14 protein-coding genes are annotated in these 18014 nt (G+C 38.2%); 3 read left to right on the plus strand and 11 right to left on the minus strand.

Annotated features, from left to right (window positions below; genetic code table 11):
- From AC6UDB_RS04800 to AC6UDB_RS04820, 5 genes are all read right to left on the minus strand, one after another.
- Positions 1–728 (minus strand): restriction endonuclease subunit S (locus AC6UDB_RS04800; RefSeq protein WP_500709292.1); only part of this gene is annotated, 728 nt, incomplete at its 3' end.
- The gene (locus AC6UDB_RS04805) at positions 725–2386 is read right to left on the minus strand and encodes a type I restriction-modification system subunit M (RefSeq protein WP_500709293.1); all 1662 of its coding nucleotides are present in this window, start codon (positions 2384–2386) and stop codon (positions 725–727) included. The genes AC6UDB_RS04805 and AC6UDB_RS04800, both read right to left, overlap by 4 nt.
- Positions 2387–2407: 21 nt before the next feature.
- Positions 2408–5512 (minus strand): type I restriction endonuclease subunit R, encoded by a 3105-nt coding sequence (locus AC6UDB_RS04810; RefSeq protein ID WP_500709294.1) that lies wholly within the window; start codon positions 5510–5512, stop codon positions 2408–2410.
- A gap of 134 nt (positions 5513–5646) precedes the next feature.
- Positions 5647–7320: a glycoside hydrolase family 13 protein gene (locus tag AC6UDB_RS04815; RefSeq protein WP_500709295.1), complete on the minus strand. Its 1674-nt coding sequence runs from the start codon at positions 7318–7320 to the stop codon at positions 5647–5649.
- A 197-nt stretch (positions 7321–7517) separates the two neighbouring features.
- Positions 7518–8876: an SLC45 family MFS transporter gene (locus AC6UDB_RS04820; protein WP_500709296.1), complete on the minus strand. Its 1359-nt coding sequence runs from the start codon at positions 8874–8876 to the stop codon at positions 7518–7520.
- 234 nt (positions 8877–9110) lie between these two features.
- Between AC6UDB_RS04820 and AC6UDB_RS04825 the strand changes: the two genes are divergently transcribed.
- The 3 genes from AC6UDB_RS04825 to rbsU are packed head-to-tail and all read left to right on the plus strand — an operon-like array spanning position 9111 to position 12718.
- Positions 9111–10304 (plus strand): galactokinase, encoded by a 1194-nt coding sequence (locus AC6UDB_RS04825; RefSeq protein ID WP_500709297.1) that lies wholly within the window; start codon positions 9111–9113, stop codon positions 10302–10304.
- A 14-nt stretch (positions 10305–10318) separates the two neighbouring features.
- Positions 10319–11788, plus strand: a complete 1470-nt coding sequence (gene galT / locus AC6UDB_RS04830) for a UDP-glucose--hexose-1-phosphate uridylyltransferase (protein ID WP_500709298.1) — start codon at positions 10319–10321, stop codon at positions 11786–11788.
- A 12-nt stretch (positions 11789–11800) separates the two neighbouring features.
- Complete coding sequence (gene rbsU, locus AC6UDB_RS04835; RefSeq protein WP_500695984.1) at positions 11801–12718, plus strand: ribose/proton symporter RbsU; 918 nt, start codon at positions 11801–11803, stop codon at positions 12716–12718.
- Between the two features lie 458 nt (positions 12719–13176).
- Here rbsU and AC6UDB_RS04840 read toward each other — a convergent pair whose 3' ends face one another.
- The 6 genes from AC6UDB_RS04840 to AC6UDB_RS04865 all read right to left on the minus strand — a co-directional run bounded on the left by AC6UDB_RS04840 (position 13177) and on the right by AC6UDB_RS04865 (position 17918).
- On the minus strand, positions 13177–13419 hold the full coding sequence (locus tag AC6UDB_RS04840; protein ID WP_500709299.1) for a type II toxin-antitoxin system Phd/YefM family antitoxin: 243 nt from the start codon (positions 13417–13419) through the stop codon (positions 13177–13179).
- 153 nt (positions 13420–13572) lie between these two features.
- Entirely contained in the window at positions 13573–14565 is a 993-nt protein-coding gene (locus tag AC6UDB_RS04845; RefSeq protein ID WP_500709389.1) for an NAD(P)-dependent oxidoreductase, read from the minus strand.
- A gap of 11 nt (positions 14566–14576) precedes the next feature.
- On the minus strand, positions 14577–15650 hold the full coding sequence (locus AC6UDB_RS04850; protein ID WP_500701406.1) for an AEC family transporter: 1074 nt from the start codon (positions 15648–15650) through the stop codon (positions 14577–14579).
- 132 nt (positions 15651–15782) lie between these two features.
- On the minus strand, positions 15783–16325 hold the full coding sequence (locus tag AC6UDB_RS04855) for a super-infection exclusion protein B (protein WP_500709300.1): 543 nt from the start codon (positions 16323–16325) through the stop codon (positions 15783–15785).
- A 41-nt stretch (positions 16326–16366) separates the two neighbouring features.
- The gene (locus AC6UDB_RS04860) at positions 16367–17368 is read right to left on the minus strand and encodes a DUF6710 family protein (protein ID WP_500701408.1); all 1002 of its coding nucleotides are present in this window, start codon (positions 17366–17368) and stop codon (positions 16367–16369) included.
- A gap of 64 nt (positions 17369–17432) precedes the next feature.
- The gene (locus AC6UDB_RS04865) at positions 17433–17918 is read right to left on the minus strand and encodes a hypothetical protein (RefSeq protein ID WP_500709301.1); all 486 of its coding nucleotides are present in this window, start codon (positions 17916–17918) and stop codon (positions 17433–17435) included.
- Positions 17919–18014: the final 96 nt, after the last annotated feature.

Here is an 18014-nt window from a genome sequence, read left to right on the forward strand (position 1 = left end):
CATTCTTTTTTTCCATAAGGTTGGGGAAAAGATCCTCGTCTATACGTTGATATGTTTTTTAACTTACGCTGCTCCCAAGGGTCAGTAAAGCCTTTAAATCTCCAATTTTGACTAAAAATTCGTTGCATTAACAACTTTTTTAGTTGTTTTAACTGTTTTAATTTACGTTCATTGGCAGCGATAATAGCATTAGATTGGTTTAAGATATTGCTGATTTTTTCTTGTTCTTGTAAAGAAGGTAAGGATAAAGGAACACCAAAAAATTCATCAAATTTGATGTTCAATAACCCATCCATTCTTGCGCCAGAAGAAATTAATTTTCTTAGATATCTATTAGGAATTTTAGTGGCAAATGTATATTCAATAAAATCAGGTGAAATGTCACTGTTTGTTCTAAAACTATGATAAACATGTGGTACAAGTGCGCTATTTAAATCCTTTAAGCTAAACACTGCACCATATTCAGCTAACTTTGAATTACCATGATTGTATGTTAAATCTCCCTTATTCAATAAAGTATATTTTTTTAATTCAGTTCCTGCTATAACTTTACTAAATCTACTTTTTTGAGTTATTAATCCTTTAGAAGCTGAAATTGTTAACACTGGAAGATCTTGTTCCCCATTATTACCATTAACTCTTACAGCAATGTCTTTTAACTTACGCTGCTCCCAAGGGTCAGTAAATCCCTTAAATCTAATTTTTGGAGTCATTTCTTCATTTTTCATTTAAATAACTCCTTAATCTTCTCAAGCTGCTGTTGAGCGACAGCATCCTGACCCACAAGATCGTCCAACATCCTTGATATATCAGTCTCTAAACCACTAATTTCCTTATCAGTAGATTGAATGTCTGATACTAATTTATCGACATCGACAGGAGGTTCTTCCTCAAAGGTATCAACGTAGCGAGGAATATTAAGGTTAAATTCATTCTCCTTGATTTCATCTAAATCAGCTTTATGCGCGTATTTATCTACGTCTTCCCGTTTTTTGTAAGTTTCAACAATTTTATCAATGTCTTGTCGACGTAAAACGTTTTGATTCTTACCCTTTTCAAAATCACTTGAGGCGTCAATAAAAAAGATATCTTTATTAGTACGGTGCTTAGAGAACACCAAGACAACCGTTGGAATTGAAGTTGAATAGAAAAGCTTTGCTGGAAGTCCAACAACAGCATCTAAATAATTCTTTTCAATCAACGTTTTTCTAATGGTTCCTTCAGCTCCTCCGCGGAATAAAACACCGTGTGGTAAGACAATGGCCATTTTACCTTCGTTGGATAAGTGATAAATCGCATGCAAAACAAAGGCAAAGTCAGCTTTAGATTTAGGTGCTAGACGTCCAAAATCCCTGAACCGTGGATCTTTCATCTTACGTTCATTATTGTCCCAATGGGCAGAATAAGGTGGATTAGCAACCACAGCATCAAAGTTTCGCGGATGATCGACACCATCACTGTCCATTCCGTCTGGCCAATCCATTTCTAGTGTATCAGCGTTTCGTAGATCCATATTTTGGTACTCCACACCATGCATCATAAGATTCATTCGTGCCAAGTTATAGGTTGTCGTGTTTAATTCTTGTCCAAAGAAACTAACTCGACCTTCATAACCCTTATGTTTTAACACATCTTGAACGGTCAAAAGAAGTGAACCAGAACCCATGGCAGGATCATAAACCGTAAACTGATGATCAATTCCATTAAAATCAGAAGTAGCTAATTCTGCCAACAATTTAGAAACTTCATGAGGAGTATAGAATTCACCCGCTTTTTTACCTGAACTACTAGCGAATTTAGCGATTAAATACTCATAAACATCCCCAAGAATATCATGTCCATCAGCATCGTTATAGTTAAATTTATTAACCATTTTAACGATATTGTTAAGTGCGCGGGCTCTAGAACTCATGTTATTCCCTAGACGAGAATTGTTAAGGTTCATATCAGTAAAGATGCCACTGAAATCTTGGCGAGCTTCCTTATTGATCTGAGCGTTTCGATTAAAATCATCAAACATTTCTTGAAAGTCAGTAGCGGTAATAGTGCCATCTTCAACTTTTTGATTAATCGTAGCCCAGGCATATTGAGGTGCAATAGCATATCCAAGTGAATCGGCTGCGTCTTCCAAATAATCCTTTAAGCTATCAGGATCTTCCTTTACAGCTTTTACATATGCGTCATTAGTGGTTTCACCATCTTGTAAATCAAATAAATCAGCATTTTTTTGATATTGTTCCTGACGTTCAGATAAGTAACGGTAGAACATAAAACCCAGAATGTAGTTCCGGTATTCACTAGCATCCATATTCCCACGAAGTTCATTCGCCATTGCCCATAATTCGGAAGTTATATCTTGTGCTTCTTTTGTTTGTTTTTCAGCCATTATTTAGTTCCTTCTCTATTTTTAATATTCTTGAGTTAAATTATCTGCGAATTTTTCTACTGCTTTACGTAAGTTAATTCTGTATTTAATCCTTGAAAGTGACTTAACTTCCGGATCAATGGCATCTTGCTGATAATAATTTTGAGCTAAATTAATAATCTTTTTTAATTCTCCATTGTTATCAAGGTCATCATTCCCATAGATGTGACGATCCAAGATCTTATTAAATAAATCCTTAGTTCCATCAGCATCAACAAATCCATACTTTTGGCGAAATTTTAAGATCTCACTTCGTCGTGATAGGTATTCCTGATTATCCATTAAATCTTTCATGTCATCACCGTTTAAGGGATAATCACCAAGTTTAGATTTATCGATTTCATCATTTTTAATTGCTTCAGCAGTTCGTTTGATTTTTTGAGCATATTTTTCATCAACTTGATTGGCGAGATCGTTCAATTTGTTATATGTTTCTACAGCACCATCTTCGTCTTGATCGTTGACTTGATTGGCAAGTTTAGCCAATAGTTCTCTGAGGTAATCGTAATCAACATCAATTTCATTAATATGTTCCATTTTAAAGTCAATCTCAAAATCAGGATCATCTTTTTTAAATGTATTCTTTAATTCCCGTTGGATCTTAGTGGTTAATGCAACCTCCTCGTCTTCAGAAATACCAAGCTGATTTAATAAATCATTTGGATGATCATAATCGTACTCGTCGTACTGTTTCAAAGCTACAACATTATTATTGTATGTGCGTAGTAACTTCAAGGTCTCTTTATCCTCATCACGACTAGGTGAAATATATTGAAATCCATTGGTTAAGGTATCTAACTTATCAACTACATCAGACGTTTCAGTGATCATGTCCTTATAATCAGGGAGGATTACAGCCTCATCTGCTTCTTCATCCATTGGAAGTTTGGTTTGATAATTAGCAGAATCTTTGTTGGCATATACAGCCAAAGCATCATTCATCAAATCTTCAGATAATTTCGGCCATCGATAATTAACAATACGACCAAATCGTTTATAGTTGGAGTCTTGAATCCGATTAGTTCTGGAATAAGCCTGAATTAAATTAGCTCCACGCAAAGTTCGATCGACATATAACGTATTTAATGTCGGGGCGTCAAATCCAGTTAAAAGTTGATCCACTACAATTACTAGCTCAAGATAATTACCATCTGAAGCACTACGATTAAGTCTTGCCATCACATCTTCGCGGTATTCTTTAAAAGTGGTATCATCAAAATTTGTCCCAAACGTTTGATTATATTGTTTTATGGCATCACGTAAATTCCGATTAGTTTCTCCCATATTGTCTTTGTTGGAATTATCGTTACTAAAAGTTACCGCGACTTTTAATGGATGATCAGAATTGGCTGTTTTCTTAGTAATTGCATCATAATACATTTTAGCCATTTTAGATGATGAAGCCATCCCACCAACATGAGTCGTCAAGATGGCACTATATCGGTAATCAACAGATCGATTCTTCCACTTTAAAAGAATATCATCAACTACTTTATTAATATGGTCTTCATTATAATCATAGACACTACTTGACACTTGGTCGTCCATGTCGGCCTGAGTAAGATTATTGATCTTATTATTAATTTTTTCTTGCGACCATTTGGGATACTTCTGTCGATAAAATTCAGGTAAATACTGAGTCCTTAAAATTGATTCTGGCAAGGTAGTGTTGAAGTCCACTTTAAATCCAAGCACATTATGGTCGGCAATTGCCTGACGAATGGTATAAGCATGAAGCAAATCACCAAAAATTTCTCGAGTCGTGGGTCCATCACTTTTACCATTTTTATCAGCAAATTTCGGTGTTCCTGTATATCCAACCCATTCAGAATGTGGAAATGCATCTTTAGCACGTTGCAACATATCTCCACTAGTGGAACGATGGGCTTCATCGACGATAAACAAAATGTTTTTATCTGGTAATTTGGTTTTTCTTTGAACTAATTTATCTAGCTTTTGAATCGATGTTACAACAATTCCATTACCGTTACTTTTTAACTTTTTAGCTAAATCTTTGACGTTGGCAGTATTATCCACTACCCCATTTTTATTATTATCATCACTATCAGGATCATAAGCGGAATAACTTTCAGCTGTTTGTTGCGTTAAAGCTCTACGATCAACGATAAAGACAACTTTATCAACATTAGGAAGACGTGAAGCTAACCAAGCTGTTTTAAAACTACTAATGGTCTTACCTGAGCCAGTAGTGTGCCAAATATAACCTAATTTTTGGTCCGCTTTTTCAAAAGTTGCCGTTTTTAACTTATTGATGACACGTTTTGTGGCATAAACTTGATAAGGACGCATTACTTTAATACTTTGATGACCTCTAGATCCGTCTAAAATCATGTAGTTGGTTGCCATTTCATGAGCCATGGGAATTGATAGTACTCGATTAATAAAATCACGCCAGTTTAATACTGGCTCATTATTACTTTCTTTCTCCCACTGAAAAGCAAAATCCGTATTAAAATCATCGTACGGAGTATTAGCCATATATCGTGTTTCATTCGGTGTCATTCCCACTAGGATTTGAAGCGTCGAAAAAATATCAGTATACTGACCTTCATCGATATACTGTTGCATTTGATTAAATGCTTCTTTAACTGGATGATCAGCTCGTTTTTCTTCAATTTGGATAATAGGAAGGCCATTAATCAACATGGTGACGTCAAAACGACGATCTCTTCTTCCAGAGATCTTTGCAGGTCTCTCAATTTGGTTAACGATTTGATAAATATTGTCTCCGGCACCAATTTGATCCTGTTTAAAAACAGTTAAAATAGCCTGTTTTCCATTATCTAGATCAACACTTACTTCTGACTGGCCGTTAAAACCATACAAAAAACGACCTGCCATGTACGGAGTATGAAGATCCTCAATTTGCCGTTTAACTTGAGAAAACTCATTATTACTTAATGGCTTATCTAATTTATCTTGATTATGTTGTTCAAGAATCGCTTTGAAATTATTCCATAACTGCTCAGTCGTTTTAATATTAGGATCATATTGCCACTGTTTATCGTTTCCAATTTTAGTTAAATGATCAATTAATTCATCTTCAAATCCTAGTTCTGATTTCATATGAAAGTTACCACCTCGTGATTTTAAAAAATTGCATATACAATGTGAATTTTATCATTAATAAAAACAACTAGCAAAATACTATATAATAAATGGTCCTATAATTAACTTAATTATAGGACCATTTATTACTTTTATATCTTATACACTTTACTCTCATACGCCCTCAACTTCTTACCTGCATCATCAGCGTAATTACCAATCAATTCTTCCGCACCATCAGGCACGTCATAATCACGTTCTACCTCATGATCAGTGAAATTACTGATAACCAACAAAGTTTTACCTTGATAATGACGCTTGTAGGCAAAGACTTCCTCATCGTCTGGGTCTAGCAGTTCAAAATCCCCTTCAATGATAATTGGATTATTCTTACGCAATTCAATTAACTTCTGATAGTAAGCAAAGACCGAATTTGGATCGTCAACCTCATTCTTCGCGTTAATTTCCTTATAGTTCTTGTTCGCCGCAAACCACGGTGTTCCAGTGGTAAAGCCAGCATTCTTGGAGACATCCCACTGCATCGGAGTTCGTGCATTATCACGAGACATATGAGCCAGATAACTCATCATTTTTGTTGGTGAAACAATTTTCTCTTTTTTAACAAATTGGTCGTAAGCATTAATTGTTTCAATATCTTCGTACTGACTCAAATCCTCTTTATGAGCGTTCGTCATCCCTAGCTCTTCACCCTCAAAGATGTATGGCGTCCCTTGCATCATGTGAAGTGTGGTGCCAAGCATTTTGGCAGCTAAAACACGATACTTGGGATCATCGGTGGCAAACCGACTCACGGCACGAGGTTGGTCATGATTACTCCAGTAAAGTGAATTCCAACCCTTACCATTTAGCTTCGTTTGCCAGTTATTAAAGACTTGCTTTAGTTCAGTTAACTTAATTGGTTGATCGTTCCACTTTCCCAGTCTTGGATCAGGATTGGGTGTCAATTCAACGTGTTCAAATTGAAAAACCATGTTAAGTTCATGCGCGTCAAAACCAGTGTATTCCAGTGCCTGTTCTGGATTAGTTCCTGACATTTCACCGACCGTCATGATGTCATATTTTGATAAGACATCGGTATTCAATTCACGCAAAAACTCATTCAACCGTGGTCCGTTCAAAACCCCAGCACCAGGAGCTGAGTATTTCGCATTCTCGGGTTTAGGCATGTTGGGTAGTCCTTTTGGCTTTGAAATTAGGTTAATGGCGTCCATTCGAAAACCATCAACCCCCTTATCCAACCAAAACTTCATCAATCTCTTAACTTCTTCTCTGACTTTTGGATTCTCCCAGTTCAAATCGGGTTGCCCATCCGCGAAAAGGTGTAAGTAGTACTGATCAGTTGATTTATCATACTTCCACGTTGAACCGTTGAAAAAGGAACCCCAGTCGTTCGGTTCATGTCCGTCAACCGGATCTTTCCAGTAGTAATAATCACGGTACGGATTGTCTTTTGATTTCCTACTTTCCTGAAACCATTTATGCTGATCGGAAGTGTGATTAACAACTAAATCCATCACAATTTTAATTCCCAATTCATGAGCCCGGTCTAACAATTTTTGAAATGACTCCATGTCGCCATACTTCGGATTAATTTTGCGATAATCGGCGATATCATAACCATTATCTTCTTCTGGTGATTCATAGATTGGATTCAACCAAATCACGTTGGCACCAAGCTTTTTGATGTACGGCAACCGTTCTCTAATGCCATTTAAATCGCCGACTCCGTCACCGTTACTGTCTTGAAAACTTTGTGGGTAAACTTGGTACACCACTGCATTTTTCCACCATTGTTTGTCTTTCATCATTTCCACCTCTCAAATCAATTTTCACCAAGAATAGGCTCATCAAGGTATGGTTTGATGAGCCCATTTTTATTTACTTAAATAAATTCTTGTTTCATAAGTGCGCAACTCACTTTCGATATCATTATAATTCTGACGGATTTCTTTTGCATTTTCCACCATTGATAATTTTTCATAACAAACTTCTAAATTAAATCTTATTTTGAAGTTACAATTGGTTTCACGTGAATAGCACTAACGGCTAATACTCCAATCAGCATCATAATTCCAGCTACCAAAATCATCCCCGGCATTGATTTACCAATTAATGGTAAAATCACAAAGCTGGCCAACGATGCGATGATCTGTGGCATACAGATACTGATATTAAAGAGTCCTAAGTAAGCACCTTCGTCCTCACCGTTTAAAGCCCCAGTAACGATTGACAAAGACTCAGATTGCATTGCCAAAAAGGAAATTCCGATTAAAACAAAGGCTACCACTGAAAGAGCTTGGGAATGAATAAATGACAACCAAACAAATCCAACCCCACCGGCAAACAATCCAATTCGGTACCACATTTTACGTGAATTGGGTTTAGTTTGTGACAGAACCAAGAAACCAAAGATAGCAGCGGCCAGTCCCTCAATTCCTGACAAAATTCCAAACCAGTTCCCGGCTGCTTGGTATGCAGCAGAAGTTGGATCAGTGACATGCCAAATCGTCTTGGCGATTGAACCCGTTCCGTAAGTCCATAAGTATTGAAAAGCAAACCAACTAAAGAATTGGACGAACGAAACTTCCCAAAACGGGCGAGGAGCAGTTCTTAACAATTTAATTAAACTACTCTTAGTTTTTTGACTGTTAACGTCAATCCCATGATATTTAGCGTAGACCGTCGGACTGTATTCGTGAACCGATAATACCGTATACAATGACATGATTAAAAGAACTGCGGCGGCGATGTAAAAGGACATCTTAACCGATAACGGAACCACACCTTTTGGAGCAACGTTAGAAATTCCAATTGCCGTTAAAATAAATGGTAATAACGTCGCAAACACTCCACCTAGATTGGCATAGGACTGCTGCCATGACCAGGTCAAATCCTTTTGATCTTCATTTACCATGTCACCAACAATCATCTTGGAAGGTTGCATACATGCATTTGACGAAACATCCATCACAGCAATTGTGATAGCACCAAAAAGTAAAGCGGCAAACGATCCGTAACCAAATCCAAAGGATCCAGCGTTTGGCAATAATACCAACACGATGGCTGCTACTGGAGCTCCCACTAGTAAGTATGGCATTCTTCTACCAAACCGATTCCAAGTGACATCTGAATATTTCCCAATTAAGGGCTGTATAATCATTCCAGCCAACGGTGGTAGTAGGAAAAAGAATCCTAATTTAGTTGGATCGGCACCAATGGTCTGAAAGATCCGTCCCATCTGTGAACTTTGAAGCGAAAATGCCATACTGACTCCAAAGAAGCCAAACGTCATCGCAAAAATTGTATACAAACTTAACCGCGGAAGGGTGTCCTTCTTAGGTTTTGATTTTGATTTATCCATAACCATCCTCCTATTGCTTAAATTGTTGCTTTTTAACAAATTCAATGTGATCACAATTTCAGTATAACGAATTGTTTGACTATGTAAAGCGCTTACATACGCAACAAATTAAGGATTTGGGCCATTTACACAATTTATTTTATAAGATAAAAAATCTTGACTTACCATATGAAAACGCTTACTCTCAAAATAGAAATCACTACAAATGAAATGATTTCTAAGGAGATGTTTTAAATGACCGAGAAAATAACTTCAACTAACAAAATTATTAGTAATTTAAAGGATAAATTTCAAGACTTGTATCAACAAGAACCGACCAAGGCGTACTTTGCGCCCGGCCGAATCAACCTAATTGGCGAGCACACCGATTACAACGGTGGTCACGTCTTCCCGTGTGCCATTAGCCTTGGGACGTACGCCGTGGCGACCCCAAGTAACGACAAACAGGTCAACATCTATTCGGAGAACTTCCCGGATACGGGAGTCAACTCTTTTCAAATCGACGACCTAACAATTAACCACGATGATGGCTGGATTAACTACCCCAAAGGCATGTTTAAGGCCTTTTATGACAAGGGTCACAAGCTGGATCATGGTTTCAACATTCTAATTTATGGCACTTTACCGGATGAGTCAGGACTATCATCATCTGCTTCCATTGAGATGTTGTTTGGCAAGATTTTAAACGACCAGTTTAACGACGTCTTCTCGGGACCAGAACTATCCAAACTCGGACAACATGTGGAAAACAACGATATCGGTGTGAATTCCGGCATCATGGACCAGTACGCCGTTGAGATGGGCAAAAAAGATACGGCCATTCTGCTGGACACCAACACGATGAAGAGCGAGTTCGTTCCGATTAAACTCGGAAACGATAAAATCGTCATCATGAATACCAACAAGAAACGGGGCCTCAAAGATTCCAAGTACAACGAGCGCCGCCAACAGTGTGAGGACGCCTTAAAACTCGTCAACAAGGTGGCCGATTTCTCCTCGTTTGGTGCCATGTCAAATGATGAATTCGACGAGTACACCTACACCATTAATGACGCAACGTTGTTGAAACGAGCCCGTCATGCGGTTTCCGAAAATCAACGAACCTTAAGAGCCGTGAAGGCTTTACGTAACAACGCTATTGCTGAATTTGGTCGACTGGTGAACGCTTCTCACATTTCCCTTGAATACGATTACGAAGTCACTGGTCCGAACTTGGATACGCTAGTTCATGAAGCTTGGAAGAACGGTGCCGTTGGATCACGAATGATTGGTGCTGGTTTTGGTGGGTGTGCGATTGCGATTGTTCCATCCGACCAAGTTGCAAGCTTCACCAAAAACGTTGGTGACACCTACAAATACCAGTTCGGCTACGACGCTGACTTCTACATCGCCAACATCTCGGATGGCCCGAAAGAAATCCAGATTTAGGTGAGGTGAACAACATGGAAAATCTAGTTGAACACTACGCGGACCAGGTCATTGATACCGGACAAACGTACCGACCAACGGATCGCACGTATCTCATAAATTATCTTTACCATCTGGTTGGTGAAAAGAACGTGTCCAATTCGAACTTATCTGACCAATTATTGGCAACGGTCGACCAGCTAATCGACGTGGCCGTTAAGAATGGTCAAATTGACGATACCCTCAAAAACCGTGAACTGTTAGAAGCGGAACTGACCAATCTCTACACCCCGCTTCCAAGCGTCGTCAACGACAAGTTCTGGAACCTGTATCAGCAAGCCCCCGACCGGGCCACAAACTATTTTTACAATTTAAGCCAACAAAATAACTACATTAAAACCGCTCGCATCAAGAAGAACCTGCTCTGGGACATTGACACCAAGTTTGGGGATCTGGAAATCACGATTAACCTGTCGAAACCGGAGAAGGACCCCAAGGACATTGCCAAGGCCGGTCAAAACACCCACTTTGGTTATCCAGAGTGCAACCTGTGCGCTCAAACCGAGGGTTACTACGGTAATTCGCAAATTCCGGTGCGGGTTAATCACCGCATCATTGATGTTTTAGTCGGCGGGAAACCGTGGGGCTTTCAGTATTCACCGTACTCCTACTTTGATCAGCACTGCATCTTTTTGGATGATGTTCACGAGCCGATGAAAATTAGCGCGCAGACGTTTTTCAATCTAACTGAAATTGTTTCGATGTTCCCTGCGTACTTTATGGGGAGTAATGCGGACCTACCAATCGTGGGTGGTTCAATTCTGAGCCACGAACACTACCAGGGCGGCTATCACACCTTCCCAATGATGAAAGCACAGACCCGGTTCACCTTTGACCTGGACCAGTATCCAGACGTTAAGGCCGAGGTCTTAAACTGGCCGATGTCGACGATTCGCCTGACCGGGACCGATAAACAGGAACTGATTGATTTTGCGACCCACATCTTAAATGAATGGCGCAAGTATTCGGACCCGTCCGTTGACGTCCGTGCCGAAACGAATGGGACACCACATCACACGGTAACGCCCATCGTCCGCATGAACAAGCAGGGGCAATTTGAGGTCTACGTGGTTCTGCGTGATAACCAGACGTCCAAGAAGTATCCCGATGGCATTTTTCATCCCCACGCCGAATATCAACACATCAAAAAGGAAAACATTGGCCTGATTGAGGTGATGGGACGGGCCATTCTACCCGCTCGTCTGAAATCCGAACTGGCCGAGGTCAAGAAGTATCTACTTGGTCAACCTAACGACATCGCGGATTATCACGTTGCCTGGGCCAACCAGATCAAACAAAGTTACCAACTCAATCCCGATAACGTCCAGGACGTGATTGACAAAGAAGTCGGGATTACCTTTATGCACGTCTTGGAAAACGCCGGGGTCTTCAAGCTTGATGATCAGGGAACCGCGGCGTTTCAAAAATTCATTCACACACTTTAGGAGGTTATTATTATGAATTGGCTAGCGATATTAATTGGTTTAGGACCGATGGTCGGTTGGGGACTTTTCCCAACGATTGCTTCAAAGGTTGGTGGAAAACCCGCCAACCAAATCTTAGGTGCTACCCTTGGAACCTTAGTCTTTGCGGTCGTCCTGTTTTTCATTGAAGGATTAGCCCTTCCTGGTTGGATCAGTACCACTTTTGGAATTATTTCTGGACTTGGCTGGGGCTTTGGTCAGATCATGCAGTTCAAGGGTTTTAAGTTAGTTGGATCATCACGAGTAATGCCGATTACCACGGCCTTTCAGCTGATTCTGACGTCGCTTTGGGGAGTCTTTGTTCTAGGAGACTGGACTGGCATTATCGGAAAAGTCTTAGGATTTACTGCCCTAGTTATCGTAATCCTTGGTGCGACTCTCACCGCTTGGGTCCAAAACCCAGAATCCACCAATAAGGGTGCTTTAAAGAAAGCTACGATCTTTCAGCTGATTGGTGCCCTTGGATACTTAGTTTACTCAGCCGCTCCACAGGTGGTCATCATGCCATCAATGAAGGCTTTATTGCCAAACATGCAAGCCATGGACGGGAACCATGCGTTTCTTCCCCAGGCCATCGGAATGGTACTATGTGCCGTGATTTACGATTTGTGGAACTTAAAAGACGAAAATGTCTTCATTCAATCCGTTTCATACAAAAACATTCTTGCTGGATTATCGCAAGGCTTTGGTATGTTAATGTACTTAATCTCAGCTCAACCTGACATGAACGGATTGGCAACCGCCAACGTTCTGGGTCAACTAGCCGTCTTGGTTTCTACTTTGACCGGGATTTACTTCCTGCACCAGAAGAAGACGCCAAAGGAAATGACTCTGACCTACCTTGGGTTAGTTCTCATTGTCTTTGCTTCCGCCATTACGGCATTTATTTAATTAAATTGAAATGGTATCATAGAGGTAACGAGGCTCCCTGCGTTAGTGGGAATGGCACCATCTTGTCAATGTCTCCACATTAGCGAGACCTATAGTACCAAAAAGGCTGAAACCAATTGGGGGTTTCAGCCTTTTCACGTGTTTTGATGGATAAAAAAAGAGCTCATCAGCGACAAGCCGATGAACTCTCGATCATCAATCCTACTAAAAATCGATGATCCCATGAACTATTTACATCTATTATTATAACTTAACTTAATCATTCGTTTAATAGATATGATATTTGATTACTTAAACAGTCATAATAATTAAAAAGTGCAGCTTCCTCAATGGAAGCTGCATTTTTTAATGCTAAAAACAAACGAATTCATCAGCAACAAGCTAACGAACTATTACTCATCAATCCTACCAAAAATTGGTGACCATGTGTTATTTACATTTATTATTATACAACATAATCATTTCAAATAATTCGTTTTTCCATTTTTCAATTGCTTCTTTGAATGTTCCAAGAACTTCAAATTCTCACCATTTCCTAAGACAAACAGATTCTCGATCATGCTATCATATTTCTTTTTTGAAACGAGCACCGCCGAATCACCATTCTCACAATGAATGGTAATCTCTTCATCGTCCTTCATAGCTTGATCCATGTACGTTTCAAAGTTCACTTTGAAATTATTACAATTAACCACTTTCATGTAGTATCATCTCTCTTCGTACGTAAAAATGAAATTTTTTATAGTGATGATTATACCATATAGAATAAAAAGTAAAACTAAAAAGAATGTCTTTAAAAAAGACACTCTCAATAATTGTTAAACGCTGACTAAAATTAATATTCTCTTTTAATCTTAAATCTCGTTCTTCGACTTACCCGTCGTCAACATTTCATGAAAATTGTCGTAACTAACGGTAATCATGTCCGTCAAAGCCGGTTCCGTAAACGAACCAACGTGCGGCGTCACAATTGCGTTTGGATACTTTTTCATTAGGTTAACGACTTCCTGGTTCTTAATATTGTCGATCCCTTTGAATTCGTGACCAAAAATGTTAGCTTCATCAATTAACACGTCAGAACCATATCCACCTAATGTGCCGGACGCAAGAGCATTATCGACGGCTTTTAAGTCAACCACTTGACCACGAGCCGTATTAACCAAAATGGCATCGTCTTTCATTAAATTGATTTGGGCGGTACTGATTAAGTTATCAGTTTCACCTTTAATGTAGGGAACGTGCAGTGAAACAATGTCAGACCGCTTCAATAGTTCATCAATGGGGACGTATTCATCGATTTCAGGAGCGTTAACCTTGTGACCGTCGTTAGCGAGCACGGTTGCACCCATTCCACTGTACAAACTAGCTTCAGCACGACCAATGCGGCCCGCACCGATAATTCCAACGGTACTAGAATGAATCTCACGACTAAAGTACGAATCATTGACGATAAAATTGCCAGCGTGAGTGGCGTTGATTTCGGAAGCTACTTTACGAAATAGACTCATTCCAAGGGTCATCGCCAATTCAGCCACAGCGTACGGCGAATATCCAGGAACGCGAGCGACCTTGATACCCAGTTCCTTGGCAGCCTTCATGTCAATATGGTCGTATCCAACCGTGCGTGTGAAGACATACTTAATACCCCAGTCGGCAAATTTCTGTAAATTTTCCCGGTCAGTCAGACAATTTCCACGAACTAACACCCCTTTTGACCCTTTGGAATCAATGGCGTTGTCGCGATTTAACATTTCTGAAACCAGGTTCAATTCATAATCGTATTTATTCAAATCTTTGAAGTAACTGACTTCAACGGGACGCACCCCGTACGCAGTAATTTTGAACATTTTATCACCCATTATTTGATAATCCCGGAGTTATTAATGACTTCCAGCAGCGCAATCCAAATTGGCATCATGATCACTGACAGAATAGTCGACAAGAACGATGCGTTGGAAGCCAAGACTGGATCCCGATTGAAACTAATTGCGTATGCTGAAGCAACCGTGGCAGTTGGGGTTGCCATCATGATGACAATCGTTGCAATGGCCACGTAGCTCATTGGCATGATGCCCAGCATTGAAAGTGCAGTCAAAGCAATCAGGTTGAACAATGGCACAATGATAACCTTGTTCCAACTGTAGTACCAAGAAAGCTTGTTGGAAGCGGCCTGCTTGAATGAAATGGAACCAAGCGTAACACCGATTGATAACCAAGCAAGTGGAGAGGATAGTTGCGCTAAGTAGTTCAACGGTTTCCAGAGCCACAAGGCGGTTTGGTCAATTCGATAGAAGGCCACACTACTCGTACCTTTGCCAGGAATTCCATTTAACATCGTTTGGACTGTTACATGTGGAACATAGTTTTGTCCTAGCCACAGAAAAAGCCCGAGGAAAGTTGCAATTACAACCGGATTTAGAAACATTTTCTTGATGTTTTTCATTTCCATCTTCAAACCTGACATTCTGATGTAGGCGTATGAATAAAGGAAAACCCGGTAACCAATGTTGAAAATGGAACTGTACATAATTCCTTTGGGTCCAAAGACTGCACCAACGATCGGAATTCCAAAGAAAGTCGTGGAACCAAACGTCGTTAAAATTCCCATCACTTCTTTTTTATCCTTGTCTTGTTTGGGATAAAGCAGTGGCGCAACGAAAATCAAGATGATGTAAATGATGAAACCCCATAATAGGACATTCATTCCTTCTTTCAAGGTATCATCGTTGATTGGCTGCATGAATGAGTTCAGTGCCAAAGCTGGAATGGCGACGGTCAGTACGACCTTTGACAACATCTTCCCGAATTTGTCGGTAAAAATGTTCTTCTTACGTAAAAAGAAACCAAGTAAAATAATGAAAATTGTTGAGGTGATCGAACTAATGATTCCCGCATTAGTGACGGTCTTCTCAATTGCTTGCATAACGTTCATGAACGTTAACCTCCAAGTAGAATATTATCGTACGCACAGTAAAGTACGTAAAAATGAAATTTTTCACGATAATAATTTTACCATAGGAAATAAAGTAATTTAAAGAAAACTTGTATGAAAAATCATATTTATTTAATAATCATTTTTCATTTCACTGTTCAGTTTAGCTTTAATATATTTTTCTGCATTGGGGTTTAACACATACAGAAAGTTAGCACTTTGCCAATTATATAGAGAAGATATAGTTTGACCGCTAATTCTTGTGATAAGCTTAGCATTTTTCAACTTTAAAACATTTTGATTGTATTCGTTTAACAATATGGCTCCTCCATGTGCATCATATAACTTTAAAAGTATTTTCCAACAATAAGGATCATTTGTTAAATTCATGCAAGACTTATCTACCCTTTCGTTGTCTCTTTTATTATTCCAACATCTTATTAAAAACGATGCAATCTGACAAATCAACAAAAAAAGTGATATTAGAAATACAAGAATTATCCAAAAATTATATTTTAATAACATATTATTAATACCTAATGTTTTTTTTAATGAAAATGGAAGTAAATTTAATAATAAAATTACTATTGATGTTAAAAAAGCAGCTATTAAAATAACGCAATTTTCTGGTTTAGAAATAAATGTAACTATTTTGATTAAAGAGTCTTTTTTCAATATAAATATCACCCACAGAGATTAACTCTAACTAATATTTGTTACTTTTCCTTATCCTTAATGAAAAGTTTATGCATTTCATTTCTTAAATCCCTAAGAGATCTATTTTTAATTCTTAAATCATCCATCGAACAATTAATATTATTATTATTGTTCAAATGTAAAAATGTACCATGCCATATATTATCAATCTCCGTATCAACATCTTCTAAGTTTTTATGCGTGAATAAAATATACCCTGTATTGCCATATTTACTGAGAATTTCTGTAATCAAATTTTGATTTTGTTCTATCATTAATTCTTTTGGTGAAAGCTTTTTGTCTTTCAAATATTCTCCATGATTATCAATAACTTTATTAACCCTAGTAGGAAAAACATCACGATGTTCCTTAAGCTTTCTTCCTATTTCAAACAAATAACCATATCTTCTATATTTTTTCTTCCAATTTTTGTTTTTTATCTTTTTATCTGGGAAAATATTGAATAATTTATGATTATTCATTTTTCTAAAAGAATATCCATCAAAATATTGTAAATCATATAAATAATCATAATTAGCAATTTGATTTACAGGGATGTAAAACGGTATTTTTTTATAAATTAGACAATAAATATAATGATTTTTACCGCTTACAACATTTACCAAATTCAAGGGATAAAGATAAGTAAAATCATTATATTCTATTACTCTAGGATCAAATGTTTTTACTGAATAATCTAATCTATCTTTTCTATATGGATATACCAAAACTGGCGTAGTTGATGATCTTAATTTTATCCTTTCCTTTAATTCATAAGTATAATTTAGATTAGGACTTTCTATCCCTAAAAGGTAAGGTAATTCCCTTCCTCTAGCAGAATCCAAAGAACTACTATCTTCCACTATTGAACTATCTACAACATCTTTAGCGTTTTGATCGTTTAATCCATTAGCTATTTCACGCATTTTATCAAAAACATTATCATATTTACCATTATCTAATAAATTACTTATATTTTTTATTAAATTAGTCAATTCTGAATCTTTATAACTAATATCCATTAAATACACAAGACCCTTCATATAATTTAATACACAAAAAGCCCCACTACAGGGCTTCCCTCAACTATTTCATTTCCGCTTTCTTATCCTTCTTCTCCATTCTCATCTTTTCCTTATGCGTCTTCTTATGCTTCATCTGGAGATGTGAAGTAATTTCTCGATGATGCAACATATCCAACTGGTTGTTTGATGAACAGTAGAACGCAATGAAGAAGATTAGGGTTGCAAGCAGTGCGTACACAGCTCTTCTAAAGTATTTCAGAAAAACGGTCTGATCCCAGCTGTATCCTTTACCTAAAGCAGCCATAAAGTAGCGAACCAGGTAGTAGATAAACAGGATGAAGGCAATCACAAAGCCAGCAACCGACAAAATGTTTCTGGTGGCGACAGCAAAAGTTACAACAGCAACCAGCATACATACAACAAAGAAGCAGTACGTCCAGCTCTTGATATAACTTTTATCGTCAGCTCGACCGCGATTCGTCCAATATAAATAACAGGCAATGATTAAGGCAATCACTGCGATAATCAATAAAATTGGTTTAAACATCTAATTCCTCCTTTAAATTTTATCTCCTACGACACAATTTAAACTATGAATCAGCATTCCGATCACCATCATATACATTGAGACCATACTGAAACC

It is taken from the genome of Fructilactobacillus sp. X3R2C1, assembly GCF_059901235.1.